This window comes from Kribbella sp. NPDC002412 (assembly GCF_053592935.1).
Genome location: NZ_JBSFBL010000003.1, coordinates 108,839 through 120,768 on the forward strand (window position 1 = coordinate 108,839; position 11,930 = coordinate 120,768).

The 11,930-nt window shown below is 68.7% G+C and carries 12 protein-coding genes; 4 read left to right on the forward strand and 8 right to left on the reverse strand.

The features are described 5' to 3' along the window. Positions 1 to 6: 6 nt before the first annotated feature. The 7 genes from ACWCOV_RS03650 to ACWCOV_RS03680 form a co-directional block, all read right to left on the reverse strand. Positions 7 to 396, reverse strand: coding sequence for a hypothetical protein (locus ACWCOV_RS03650; RefSeq protein WP_449827661.1), 390 nt, complete (start codon positions 394 to 396; stop codon positions 7 to 9). 82 nt (positions 397 to 478) lie between these two features. Next, positions 479 to 1,507 (reverse strand): iron-siderophore ABC transporter substrate-binding protein, encoded by a 1,029-nt coding sequence (locus ACWCOV_RS03655; protein ID WP_449827662.1) that lies wholly within the window; start codon positions 1,505 to 1,507, stop codon positions 479 to 481. 54 nt (positions 1,508 to 1,561) lie between these two features. Next, complete coding sequence (ngcE, locus tag ACWCOV_RS03660; protein ID WP_449827663.1) at positions 1,562 to 2,908, reverse strand: N-acetylglucosamine/diacetylchitobiose ABC transporter substrate-binding protein; 1,347 nt, start codon at positions 2,906 to 2,908, stop codon at positions 1,562 to 1,564. A 13-nt stretch (positions 2,909 to 2,921) separates the two neighbouring features. Next, positions 2,922 to 3,824: a carbohydrate ABC transporter permease gene (locus tag ACWCOV_RS03665; RefSeq protein WP_449827664.1), complete on the reverse strand. Its 903-nt coding sequence runs from the start codon at positions 3,822 to 3,824 to the stop codon at positions 2,922 to 2,924. A gap of 13 nt (positions 3,825 to 3,837) precedes the next feature. Then, positions 3,838 to 4,749, reverse strand: coding sequence for a carbohydrate ABC transporter permease (locus ACWCOV_RS03670; protein WP_449827665.1), 912 nt, complete (start codon positions 4,747 to 4,749; stop codon positions 3,838 to 3,840). A gap of 169 nt (positions 4,750 to 4,918) precedes the next feature. Beyond that, positions 4,919 to 6,340 carry an N-acetylglucosamine/diacetylchitobiose ABC transporter substrate-binding protein gene (ngcE, locus tag ACWCOV_RS03675; RefSeq protein WP_449827666.1) on the reverse strand — a complete coding sequence of 474 codons (1,422 nt, stop codon included), beginning with the start codon at positions 6,338 to 6,340 and terminating at the stop codon, positions 4,919 to 4,921. 23 nt (positions 6,341 to 6,363) lie between these two features. Beyond that, positions 6,364 to 7,152, reverse strand: a complete 789-nt coding sequence (locus ACWCOV_RS03680) for a sugar isomerase domain-containing protein (protein WP_449827667.1) — start codon at positions 7,150 to 7,152, stop codon at positions 6,364 to 6,366. 257 nt (positions 7,153 to 7,409) lie between these two features. Between ACWCOV_RS03680 and ACWCOV_RS03685 the strand changes: the two genes are divergently transcribed. Continuing rightward, entirely contained in the window at positions 7,410 to 8,399 is a 990-nt protein-coding gene (locus ACWCOV_RS03685; RefSeq protein ID WP_449827668.1) for an N-acetylglucosamine kinase, read from the forward strand. Positions 8,400 to 8,940: 541 nt separating this feature from the next. On the opposite strand, the gene ACWCOV_RS03690 is transcribed toward ACWCOV_RS03685, so the two are convergent. Continuing rightward, the gene (locus tag ACWCOV_RS03690; RefSeq protein WP_449827669.1) at positions 8,941 to 9,327 is read right to left on the reverse strand and encodes a YciI family protein; all 387 of its coding nucleotides are present in this window, start codon (positions 9,325 to 9,327) and stop codon (positions 8,941 to 8,943) included. A gap of 168 nt (positions 9,328 to 9,495) precedes the next feature. Here ACWCOV_RS03690 and ACWCOV_RS03695 point away from each other — a divergent pair, with 168 nt between their 5' ends. The 3 genes from ACWCOV_RS03695 to ACWCOV_RS03705 all read left to right on the forward strand — a co-directional run bounded on the left by ACWCOV_RS03695 (position 9,496) and on the right by ACWCOV_RS03705 (position 11,929). Then, on the forward strand, positions 9,496 to 10,338 hold the full coding sequence (locus tag ACWCOV_RS03695) for an alpha/beta fold hydrolase (RefSeq protein ID WP_449827670.1): 843 nt from the start codon (positions 9,496 to 9,498) through the stop codon (positions 10,336 to 10,338). A 107-nt stretch (positions 10,339 to 10,445) separates the two neighbouring features. Then, complete coding sequence (locus ACWCOV_RS03700) at positions 10,446 to 11,267, forward strand: serine/threonine-protein kinase (protein ID WP_449827671.1); 822 nt, start codon at positions 10,446 to 10,448, stop codon at positions 11,265 to 11,267. A 59-nt stretch (positions 11,268 to 11,326) separates the two neighbouring features. Next, complete coding sequence (locus ACWCOV_RS03705; RefSeq protein ID WP_449827672.1) at positions 11,327 to 11,929, forward strand: helix-turn-helix domain-containing protein; 603 nt, start codon at positions 11,327 to 11,329, stop codon at positions 11,927 to 11,929. Position 11,930 lies beyond the last annotated feature (1 nt).

The window sequence follows — 11,930 nt, forward strand, 5'->3', positions numbered from 1 at the left end:
GGGCGGCTACCAGGACCAGCCGCGGGAGGCGAGGGCCTGTTCCTCGCGCCAGCGCTTCTCCTCACTGCGCTCGAGGTCGTCCGCGTCCGGCACGCCGGCCAGACGGCAGGCCTCGTCGAGCAGGTCGTCGTACGCCGCCTCGACGGCCATCAGCTTGTGGGCACGCGCGTACACCCCGGGCGCGGACTCGATCCGCCGGATCTCACCGGCCAGGTGGCCGAGCCGGGTCTGCAGGCGGAGCGTGTCGAACGGGTCGGGCGCGGGCACGGTTTGCCGGCGTAGCCGCTTGGTGACTCGTCGCGCGGACGTCTGCACCCCCCGGCGCCAGCGCGACGCCGGCGGCTGCGGCAACAGCAGGTTGAGCAACACGCACAACAACAAGAAAAGGAGCAGCACAGCTACCCACTCCATCGACCTCACCACCCTCTTCCGAGGTTACGACGGCTCTCCGCCGACGGCGAGGTCTTTTTCCGCGCGGTTACGCGTTCGTGGCGGGGTCTCCGTCGACTGCCGTGGACAGCTTGGGAACCAGCTGGTCGAGGACGATCGGCAGGCTCAGCACCGAGACGAACTGGATCGCGCCGTACAGCTGGTCGTCGTAGTTCTCCTCGATGAAGACGTCCCGGCCCTCGGTGCGGACCTTGAAGTTCTTGTAGAGCGGATCCGCCTTGAGCTTCGCCGTACCGCCCTTGGCCGGGAACCAGACCAGCACCTGCTGGTCGAGGACCGAGAGCCGCTCGGCGCTGACGTTGCCGCCGAACTTGTCGCCGATCACCTCGTCCAGCCCCTCCGGCAGCGCGAACCCGAAGTCGGTCAGCAACCGCGACCGCGGGTCCTGGGTGCCGTAGATGAAGTAGCCCTCCCACGGCGTCGCCGCCAGCGCCGTCTTGCCCTGGAACTCGGGGTGCTCGTCGCGCACCTTGGCGAACCGCGCCTCGATCCCCTTCACCAGCTCGTCGGCCTGCTTCGGCTTGCCGACCGCCTGCCCGACCGTCCGGGCCACGTCCTGCCAGGCCACGCCGTAGTCCGGTACCCCGGTGGGTTGCGCCACGGTTGGCGCGATCGCGGTGAGCTTCTTGTAGTCGTCGGCGGTGATCCCGGAGTACAGCCCGATGATCAGATCCGGCTGCAGCGCCGCGATCTGCTCGAACTGGATCCCGTCCTTGTCCTTCAGCACCGTCGGCACCGCGCCGTCGCCGAGCTTCTCCTTCGCCCACGGGAACAACGCCCCGGGCTTCTCCCCGAACCACTCGGTCGTCGCCACCGGCACCACGCCCAGCGCCAGCAGCGCGTCCTGCTCCACCAGCCCGACCGCCACCACCCGCTTCGGCGCCTCCTTGACGACCGTCTCGCCGAACTTGTTCTTGATCGTCACCGGGAACGCCCCGGACTCGGCCCCGGCCTGGGACCCGGCCGCGGCCTCCGGCGCCTCCTCAGCGCCCCCGCAGGCGGTGAGTGCCAGCAACGGAACGACGAGCAACGCGAGCGGGCGCAGGAGTGACCGCATGACAACCTCACAGGGATTTCACTTGAGTTAGGGTTTCCTAACCTAACCCAGCAGTCAGTCCCGGTGGTACTTCGTGACCGCCTTGTCCTGCTTGAGTTTGTCGGCCGCGGACTGGATGCGGGCGGTCCACTCGGGGAGCGCGAGGCCGCCGGCGAGGAACTGGCCGGTGGCCTGAGCGGCGGCGGTGGCGAACTCGGGGTACCAGTCGGCGAAGTACCAGGTGATGAGCTGGTCACCGGCTGCCGTCAGCAGGTCACGGGCGGAGCGGAGCGCCGTACCGATCTCCAGACCGTCGGCCGCGCCGCGGACGACGGTGAGCTGGTTCGACTCGGTGGTGACCTGGGCGGCGACGTCCCTGGACAGCATCGCCCGCAGGTACTCGAGTCCACCCGCCTTGTTCTTGGCCTTCTCCGGAACCAGGTACGGCGCGGTGGCCGCCACGTGCACGCCGCGGACCAGCGCCGGGGAGCCGTCGAGCGGCGGCACGCCGAGCATGGTGAGCACGAACCCCGAGGGGATCAGCGGTTTCATCTCGTTCTCGAGCCAGTTGCCGCACGGCAGCAGGCCGGCCTTGGAGGCCAGGAAGCGTTTCTGCGAGGCGATGTGGTCGAACTCGAGGCTGCCCGGCGCGATCAGGCCGCGCTTGGCGAGCTCGCCGACCGCCGTGATCGCCCGGGTGACGCTCTCGTCCTTCCAGGCGCCGTCCTCGAGGTTGTCGATCCGCTTCAGCACGTCGTGGCCGCCGGTCTTCGCGGCCAGCGTGAGGACCAGCTCCAGCACGTAGTACGGGTGCGCGCCGGCGTAGACGAACGGGCCCAGCCCGGCCGCCTTCATTTCGGTGCCGAGGGCAAGTAGTTCCGGCCAGGTCCGCGGCACGTCCCAGCCGAACCGCTGGAACAGGCTGGCCGAGTACCACAGCCCGTACACGGTCGCGACGTAGTTCACCGTCCGCTGCGTCCCGTCGTACCGCCCGGCCTCGAGCACTCCAGGCAGTACGGCGTCCTGCACCTTGGCGTCGGCGTTGTCCCAGGCCGGCGCCTCCAGCAGCGACTGCAGATCCGCCAACTGGTCCTGCGCCACCAGCCGCGGGAGCGCGAGCCGCCCGTCGCCGGTGTTCAGCACGACATCCGGAGGGTTGCCGGCCGCGACCCGCGGCAGCACCAGGTCCCGCAGCTTGTCCGACACGGTCGGAGTCACGGTCACCGCCGGATACTTCTTCCGGTACGCCGCCGCCCCGAAGCCGCCGTACTCCTCCCCGGCCAGCACGTCCAGCGGCGCGTCCGCGGCCACGCCGAACGGATTCGCCGGATCCACAGCGGGCGGCGGCTCCGTGCCCGAGGAACAGCCGGTCAGCAGGGCGCCGGCCAGCGCGCCCTGCAGAACAGTCCGACGTTTCAGCACCCCGGCAGGGTAGCTACTTCAGGGTGGCACCGGTCAGGCCGGCCTGGACCTGGCGGTAGAAGACCAGGTAGACCGCGATGACCGGGACCATGGCGATGGTCAGGGCGGCGAACAGCGTGCCCCAGTCGTTCTCGTAGCGCTGGCTGCCCAGCAGGGTCGCGATGCCCTGCGACAGCACGGGTTTCTCCGGCGACAGGAACGACGGCAGCACGAACTGGTTGAACTGGCCCAGCACGTTGAAGATGCCGACGCTGATCAGGCCCGGCTTGGCCATCGGGAGCATCACCCGGAAGAACGTGGTCGTGTGGGAGGCCCCGTCGACCAGGGCGGCCTCGGCGATCGAGGTCGGCAACGTTCGGAAGAACGCGTGCATGAAGAACACGGTGAACGGCAGCGAGTAGGCGATGTACACCAGGATCAGGCCCTGGTACGTCGACACCATCCCGAAGCCCTTGACGACGAAGAACAGCGGCACGATCGCCAGGAAGACCGGGAACATCATCCCGGCCGCGAACAGGTAGTAGACGAACCGGTTGCCGGGGAACTCGTAGCGGGCCAGCACGTAGGCCACCATCGAGCCGAACAGCATGGTGCCGAAGACACCGCCGGTCACCACGACCAGGCTGTTGAACAGGTACTGGCCGATGCCCTTGTCCCAGGCCTTGGTGTAGTTGGACCACAGCAGGTCCTTGGGCAGCGCCCACGGGTTGTCGCCGAAGATCTCGCCGGTGCTCTTCAGCGAGGCGATCACCGCCCACACGAACGGCACCACGACCAGGATGCTCCAGGCGATCAGCACCGTGTGGGAGAACACGTTGACCGGGCTGAAGGAACGCTCCTTGCCACCGGCCGGATGGGCCACCGACTCGGTCTTCGGCCGGGTGTCCTCGACGTCGATCTGTACAGGTACGGTCATGTCCGTCGGCCCCTCAGTATTCGATCCGCTCGCGGCGGGTGGCCCGGAGCAAGACGGCGGCGATGATCAGGGTCAGGAAGAACAGCACCACACCCATCGCCGATGCGTAGCCGGCGCGGCCGTACTGGAATCCGTTGTCCGCGATCTGCAGACCCATCACCTGAGTGGAGTTGTCGGGTCCACCCGGTCCCGCTGTCATGACCGCGACCAGCGCGTACGCGTCGAGCGCGATGATGGCCAGGTACACCCACGAGGTCTGGATGGTGTCCCACAGCAGCGGCAGGGTGATCCGGAAGAAGGTCGACATCCGGCCCGCGCCGTCGATGATGGCGGCCTCGAAGATGTCCTTCGGGATCCCGGACATCGCCGCGTTGAACAGCACCAGGTAGAACCCGACGCTGCCCCAGATCAGCACCCACATCACGCAGTACAGCGCGATGTCGGGGTCGGCCAGGAACTCCGAGGTCCCCAGACCGAGCGCCTTGGTGACGGAGTTGGCCAGACCGGTGTCGGTCGAGGTCATCACCGTCGACCAGATGACGGCGATGACCGGGACCGCGAGGACCTGCGGGAGGAAGAACGCCAGCTTGTAGAAGCCGTTGCCCTTGACCCCCTGGACGCCCGCGGTGTTCGCCCGCCCACCGACGTTGAGCAGGTAGGCGAACGTGAGGGCGAGGAAGATCGTGATCAGCGGCAGGCCGACCAGCAGGATCAGGTTGTGCCCGAGCGCCTGGCGGAACACCGAGTCGCTGGCGAGGGTCCGGAAGTTGTCCAGGCCCACGAACTTGAACTCCGGCGAGATCCCGGTCCAGTCGGTCAGGGAGTAGTAGAACGCCTGGACGAACGGCGAGATCACGAAGATCGCATACAACGCCAGTGGAATCGCGAGGAAACTCGCGACGAACCGGTAACTGCCGTGCCGCATCTCTCTCCTTACAGCGCAGGGGCAGGATCAGCTGGGCTGCGGGTCAGCCTCCCCCACAGCCCAGCATGCACCCAAATACTCAGCTACGGGTCTGCTTGCGCCCACCCACAGCCAGTCTCTGTCGTCGGCTACGGGTCTGCTTGCGCCCACCCACAGCCGATCTCTTGCGTCAGCTACGGGTCTGCTTGACCGTCTTCGGGTCCTTGGCGGTGTCGTCCGCGATCTTCTGGGCCCGGTTGCAGAACTCGTCGGCCGTGATGCGGGCGGCGGCAAGCTCTCCCCACACGTTCCGGATCGGCTTGTCCATCGTCGAGTACCAGGCGGCGAAGTACGTCGTCCAGTTGTTGTCGCCACCGGACTTCAGCAGCGCGCCGGCCGACGAGGCGCCCGGGCTCAGCTTCAGGCCCTCACCGGCGCCCTTGACCACGGTCGGGGAACCGGTCAGCTCGGTGAACTTGCCGGCCGCCTCCTTCGACAGCATGATCCGCAGGTACTCCAGGCCGCCGGCCTGGTTCTTCGCCTTCGACGGCACGATGAAGGGCTCGCCGGCGGCGATCTCGGTGCAGTCGACCGGCAGCTTCGAGCCGTCGAGCAGCGGGGTGTAGGCCGCGGTGGTCTCGAAGTCCTTCGGCGCGACCGGCTTCTGCTCGTTCTCCAGCCAGGAGCCGGACGGGATGAACGCCGCCTTGCCCTGGTTCCAGGCCGTCTGGGACTGGATGTGGTCCAGGCCCTCGGTGCCCTGCATGAAGTAGCCCTTGCCCTTGATCTCCAGGATCGCCTCGGCGGCGGCCTTCACCGACTCGTGCTTCCACGCGTTCGGCTCGAGTTGGTCGATCGCCTTGATGACGTCGTGGCCACCGTGCTTGACGGCCATGTCCATCATCACCTGGCCGATGTAGTACGGGTGCTTGCCCTGGTGGGCCATCGGCGCGATACCGGCCTTCTTGATCTCCTCGCACAGGTCGAGGAACTCCTGCCAGGTCTTGGCCGGCTCCCAGCCGTTCTTGGCGAACAGCGGCTTGTTGTACCAGATCGCGTAGACGGTCAGCACGTAGTTGAGCAGCAGCGGCTTGCCGCTCAGCTGGGCCGCCTCCAGGGTGATCGGCTCGATCGTGTCGCGCACCTTCTTGTTGGCGTCGTCGATCGAGGCGGCGTCGAACAGCTTGGTCAGGTCGGTCAGCTGACCGCTGCTGGCCAGCGTCGACGACGGCAGTGCCGAGGCGCCCGAGTTGTCGATCACGTCCGGCGGGTTGCCACCGTTGAACCGCGGCTGCAGCTGCGGCGTGATGTCGGTGATACCGGCGTGCTTGATCGTGGTCTCGGGGTACTTCTTCTTGTACATCTCCTCGTGGGCCTTGGCGTAGTCGTCGCCGTACCCACCCTTGAAGATCACCACGTCGAGCGGGTCCGCGGACTTGACGCCGAACGGGTTCTGCGCCGTTTCCTCGGCGCCGCCACCGCCGGTGTTGCTGTCTTCGCTGCCGCCGCTGGCACACGCCGAGAGCAGCGTGCTGCCGCCGGTGGCCAGCAGCGTGCCGACCGCCGCGCGCTGCAGGAACAGCCGGCGCGACAGGTTGTCAGGAGTGGTCATGGGTCCCGCCTTCCGAGAGTGTTTCATGCAGTCCGCCGGATCCGGCCGGCGTACTGTGCTTCAAGGGCGTGGTTGTGGTCGTCGCCGCCCGGGATGTTCGCGGACAGGTAGACCGGAGCGGTCTCACCTGCCTCGGTCAGCCGGCGCAGGACCTCGGCTACCAGCATCTGCGCGATCAGTGCGGCAGTGATGGACGAGACCGCGCAGACCTTGGCGCCGTTGGGCAGGTCGAGCACGGAGTCGCCGTACGGCGCATGGTTGTCCAGCACCACGTCCGCGAAGTCGATCAGTTTCTTGCCGGACGGGTGGCGCGAGTCCATCCCGCCGGTGTGCTGCAGTGAGGTGATCGCGATCAGGGGGTGGCCCTTCTCCTTCACCACGGTGGCGAACTCGACGATCGAGCCGTTCACCCCGGAGTTGGAGGCGATCACGAACAGGTCGGCCGGGTGCGGCTCCGCCAGGTCGTAGAGCCGGCGCGCGATCGACGGGTCGCGTTCCAGCTCGCCGCCCTTGAGCAGCTCGAGCGGTTCGCCGCCGAGCAGGACCAGGTCGCGCAGGGCGATCCGGTTGGTGGCGATCAGCCCGCCGGCCCGGCCGGCGATCTCCATCGCCAGCGCCTCGGAGTGGCCGGAGCCGAACGCCTGGATGACGCCGTTCGCCCGCAGCGCCGTGGTGAACAACTCGGCGGCGTCCTGGATCGGGCCGTCGATCTGCTCGGTGACGGCGGTCATGATCGGCGTCAGCGCGTGAACATAAGCCTGCGCGCTCACCCCGCCGGTCTCTCCCGATCCGCCCTGGTTACTGCTGGCCATCAGCGGCCCCACCCCTCGACTAATGTGTTCGCCGCGACACACCTGGTGCCGACAAGTGCGCAAGTTTGCGGTTTGCTGGACAGAACTTTTCTCAACTGGCAGCTAAAGTCAAGGCTCATCTCACTCTTCTCCCCAGATCGGGACCGTTGCGTGACCTTGGTTGTTGTTGTCCACTAGTGCACTCTTTCGAGCAGTTTGGAGCATTGCGTATGTCGGTCGAACGCCAACTGCCGGAACCTGCGGACTCGGTGGTCTTGATGCCAGCATCGGCACTGGTCCTGGGCGGCGACCTCGGCGGCACCTCCACCCGGATCGTGATCGCGGACCATGAGGGCAACGTAGTCGGTCGAGGGGCGGCCGCGGGCGGAAATCCGACCAGCCACCCCGTAAGTGCCGCAGCCAACTTCGGCCAGGCGCTTCACGCCGCGCTGGCCGGGCTGGATCCGGCCGCCGTCAAGGCCGCGGTGATCGGCGCGGCGGGCGGCTCGGCGCTCGCGCGGCCGGACGTCCGGGCGCAGTTCGACGCCGCCTGGGACGGCGCCGGGCTGACCGCGAAACCGGAGTTCATCGGCGATCTGGAGGTCGCTTTCGCCTCCGGCACGCCGGAGCCGGACGGCGTCGTGCTGATCGCGGGCACCGGCAGCGCGGCCGGCCTGGTCCGCGACCACCAGCTGATCCGGACCGCGGACGGGCACGGCTGGCTGCTCGGCGACGACGGCTCCGGCTTCTGGCTCGGCAAGGAGGCTGTGCGCAGTGTGTTGCGCAAACTGGATCTGGGTGAACCGATCGGTGTGCTCGGCCAGGCGATCGCCAAGGCCGTGCTGCCGGACCGCGACGAGCAGGCAATCGCCCAGCGTGAGGGGTACGACGTACTGCGTGACGACCTGATTCGCGCGGTGAACAGCCGTCCACCGGTGATGCTGGCCGAACTGGCCCGGACCGTGGTGTGGGCCTTCGAGCAGAACGACGAGACCGCGCACGCCTTGGTGAAACGCGCAGCCGAACTGCTCACAGAAACGGTCGGCCGGCTCAGGACAACGTCGGACAAGGGCCCGATGGTCCTCGCCGGCAGTGTTGCAGGGGAATCGTCACCGGTCGGCCGGCTGGTCCGCGAAACAATTCACCAGCACTTCTCCGGCGAGGTGCTGACCGCCCGGGACGGGGTCGGCGGCGCCACCTGGCTCGCGCTAGGCACCCTCGACCCCGCCCTCGCGACCCGCGAGAACCACACCCGCCTGGTCAGTTAGCCACCCCCATTCGACGGGTTAACCCCTCCCGTTGTGGGTCCTCCACCCGCATCTCAGTGGAGAACCCACAACACCGGTGGTGAACCCCTCGTCGCGGGGCCCAGCCGGATGAGTACGTCGCGGGGCCCAGCGGGATGAGTTCGTCGCGGGGCCCAGCAGGATGAGTTCGTCGCGGGGCCCAGCGGGATGAGTTCGTCGCGGGGCCCAGCCGGATGAGTTCGTCGCGGGGCCCAGCGGGATGAGACAGCGCGGGGGCCGGCGGGACCGAGCGGGCGGCGCGAGCCGGGCACTCGGCCGGATCCAGCGGATGAGCTAGCGCCGGGAGCTCGAGCCGAACGCGATGGGTTATCCCCTCCCGATGTGGGTTCTCCACTCGCATCTCAGTGGAGAACCCACAACACCGGTGGTTAACCCCTCAAATGCCGCGGGGCGGGGTGCCGGGCGGGCGGGAGCCGGGCCGGAGCCGGGGTAGGGCCGGAGCCGGGGTAGGGCCGGAGCCGGGGCGGGGCTGGGGCGGTGTAGGGGGTGGGGGCGGGTGGGGTTAGTTGAAGGTGGTGACGGGGCGGAGTTCTACGCCGGCGCCGTATTCGGCCTCCGGGATGGTGGCGGCGATCTCCTCGGCGCGCTCGGGGGTCGCGACGTCGACCAGGAAGACGCCGGCCAACTGTTCCTTCGCCTCGGAGTAGGGACCGTCGGTAGTGGCGCGGACACCCTCACGGACCCGGACGACCCGGGTCCGCGACGGCGGTTCGAGGGGTACGGCGGTGACGAGCTCACCCGACTCCTGCAGCCCGGTGACCAGGTCCTCCAATTGCTTGGCGAGTGCGTCGCGCGCCTTCTTCGGCAGCGCCCGGCCCTGTTCGGTGTGCAGGAAGGACGGGTGGCCCCAGGTGATCGGGTTGCTGTGAATGAGCAGCAGGTACTTCATGACTGTTCCTTTCGGAGTCTGGCTGGATCTTCGCAGCAGAGGTCGGGGCCGGCCGGCACAACTCGACATTTCACTCTTCACGCGAGGTCTGCTGCCCGAAATGTCGAGTCCGGCGGCACCGATCCGACGTACCGCTCGCCAACGAATCCCGGACCTAAGGTGAGCGCCATGAACGAGACGGACCTCCGGCTGGCGGACGGCCGCATCCTGCACGTGTACGACACCGCGCCCGGCGACGACGGCCGGCTGCCGGTGTTCTGGCAGCACGGCACCCCGAACCTGGGCGCCCCACCCAAGCCGCTGTTCGAGGCGGGCGACTGGCTCGGCATCCGGTGGGTCTCGTTCGACCGGCCCGGGTACGGCGGTTCGACGGCCGCGCCGGGGCGGACAGTGGCCTCGGTCGCGGCCGATCTGACCACGGTCGCCGACGCGCTCGGGATCGGCCGCTTCGCCCTGATGGGCTACTCGGGCGGCGGCACCTACGCCCTCGGCGCCGCCGCGCTCCTCGGATCCCGGGTCGAGGCCGTGGCCACCTTCGCCGCGATCGCGCCGTACGACGCCGAAGGCCTCGACTGGTACGACGGCATGATCCCGTCCGGCGTCGCATCACTCCGGGCAGCGGCCGCCGGCCGGGAGAAGAAGGTGCGGCACGAGACGTCCGGCGTCGAGTACGACCCCGAGTTCACCGCTCGCGACCTGGCCACGTTCGACGGCCCGTGGGGCTGGCTCGGCTCGGTCGCCGGCGACAAGTCGATGCCCCACGGCCCCGACGGCCTGATCGACGACGACTGTTCTTATGTCATCCCGTGGGACTGCGACCCGGCCTCGATCACCGCGCCGACGCTCCTCCTGCACGGCGAGGACGACCGGATCATCCCCTGCTCCCACGGCCACTGGCTCGCCGAGCACATCCCGTCGGCCGCCCTGCGCACGTACCCGGGCGACAGCCACATCTCCGTCCTCACGTACGCCGAAACCGGTCTGGAGTGGATCCGCGAGCAGACCGGCTGACCGATGCCTTAGGCAACTGTTGATTCGGCAGGAAGTGCGGTGGGTACTGGAGTGAGGTGCTGCTGGCGGGTCGGTACCGATTGACCGAAATGCTCGGCCATGGCGGGATGGGCGAGGTGTTTCGGGGGTGCGACGAGCTTTTGGGGCGGCCGGTGGCGGTGAAGTTGTTGCTGCCGGGGTACGGCGATCCGTTCGCGGCGGCCCGGTTCCGGCGGGAGGCGCGGACGGCGGCGATCGTGAAGGACCCGCACGTGGTCGCGGCCTACGACTTCGGGGAGCAGGACGGCTGCTACTACCTCGTGATGGAGCTCGTCGAAGGCCGCAGCGTGGCCCACGAGCTCGCGATGCACGGCCCGCTCGAACCCGAGCGGGCCGTTGACGTCGTCCAGCAGGCGGCGGCCGGGCTGGCCGCGGCGCACCGGCGCGACGTCGTCCATCGCGACATCAAGCCGGCCAACCTGCTGATCGACGCCGACGGCACGGTGAAGGTCGCCGACTTCGGCATCGCCCGGTTCGTCACCGACCCGGGGACCACAACTCCCGGCCAGGTGCTCGGGACCAGCCTGTACCTCGCGCCGGAACGGGCCCAGGGCAAGCCCGCCACCGCCGCGTCTGACATCTACTCGCTCGGCTGCGTGCTCTACCACCTGGTGACCGGGCATCCGCCGTTCACCGGCGACGATCCGACTGCTGTCCTGCGCGAGCACGTCGGCACGGAGCCGGCTCCACCGAGCGCGGAGTGCCCGGAGCTCGCCGGGCCGGTCGAGGAGTTGCTGCTCCGGATGCTGGCGAAGGACCCGGCGGAGCGGCCGGGCACTGCCGAGATCGTCGACGGCGTGGCGCTGGCAGATCCGGCAGTCGACGGTCAGGTCAAGCACCGGCCACAATTCGGCCGGCTCTGGCGCTCACTCCTCGCGACCGCTCGCTGACTCAGCTGATTCCAAGCAAAGGCTTGACATCGGCCTGACGTCCGCGTCATATTCCAAGCATGTCTTTGGAAAAGGATCCGCGCCGGTCCCGGCTGCTGGACGACCCGCTGGCCATCCGGGCGATGGCGCACCCGGTCCGGCTGGACCTGCAGGCCCTGCTGGGCAAGGAGGGTCCGATGACCGCGGCCGACGCGGCCCGGCGGCTCGGGATCAGCCAGGCGCTGGCCTCGCACCACCTCCGGCAGCTGGCGAAGTACGACTTCGTCGAGCCCGCCCCCGGCAAGGACAACCGCGAACGCCCGTGGCGGCTGGTGTCGACGTCCCAGTCGTGGCGGAGCTCGAAGCTCACCGCCGAGGGTGTCGCCGCGGCCGACGTACTCGAGCAACTGCTCGCCGAGCGAGCGCTCGACAGCCTGGCCGACTGGCAGCAGCGCCGGACCGCCGAGCCGGAGATCTGGGTGCACAACTCCGGCATCGGCCACACCGGCATCTATCTCACGGCCGACGAGCTCGCCGAGCTGGAGGCCAAGATCAGCGGGCTGCTGCAGGAGTACGTCAGCCAGCGCCCGATCGACGACAAGTCGACCCGCCCACCCGGCAGCCGCCTGGTCGACATCACCCGGATCGTGACCGTCGCGCCATCGGAAGAGCCTGAGGGGTAGC

Bases quoted from the DNA above. Each gene is read 5' to 3' on its own strand.
- ACWCOV_RS03655 (WP_449827662.1), bottom strand. From the start codon at position 1,507: ATGCGGTCACTCCTGCGCCCGCTCGCGTTGCTCGTCGTTCCGTTGCTG.
- ACWCOV_RS03665 (WP_449827664.1), bottom strand. From the start codon at position 3,824: ATGACCGTACCTGTACAGATCGACGTCGAGGACACCCGGCCGAAGACC.
- ACWCOV_RS03670 (WP_449827665.1), bottom strand. From the start codon at position 4,749: ATGCGGCACGGCAGTTACCGGTTCGTCGCGAGTTTCCTCGCGATTCCA.
- ngcE (WP_449827666.1), bottom strand. From the start codon at position 6,340: ATGACCACTCCTGACAACCTGTCGCGCCGGCTGTTCCTGCAGCGCGCG.
- ACWCOV_RS03680 (WP_449827667.1), bottom strand. From the start codon at position 7,152: ATGGCCAGCAGTAACCAGGGCGGATCGGGAGAGACCGGCGGGGTGAGC.
- ACWCOV_RS03685 (WP_449827668.1), top strand. From the start codon at position 7,410: ATGCCAGCATCGGCACTGGTCCTGGGCGGCGACCTCGGCGGCACCTCC.
- ACWCOV_RS03690 (WP_449827669.1), bottom strand. From the start codon at position 9,327: ATGAAGTACCTGCTGCTCATTCACAGCAACCCGATCACCTGGGGCCAC.
- ACWCOV_RS03695 (WP_449827670.1), top strand. From the start codon at position 9,496: ATGAACGAGACGGACCTCCGGCTGGCGGACGGCCGCATCCTGCACGTG.
- ACWCOV_RS03700 (WP_449827671.1), top strand. From the start codon at position 10,446: ATGGGCGAGGTGTTTCGGGGGTGCGACGAGCTTTTGGGGCGGCCGGTG.
- ACWCOV_RS03705 (WP_449827672.1), top strand. From the start codon at position 11,327: ATGTCTTTGGAAAAGGATCCGCGCCGGTCCCGGCTGCTGGACGACCCG.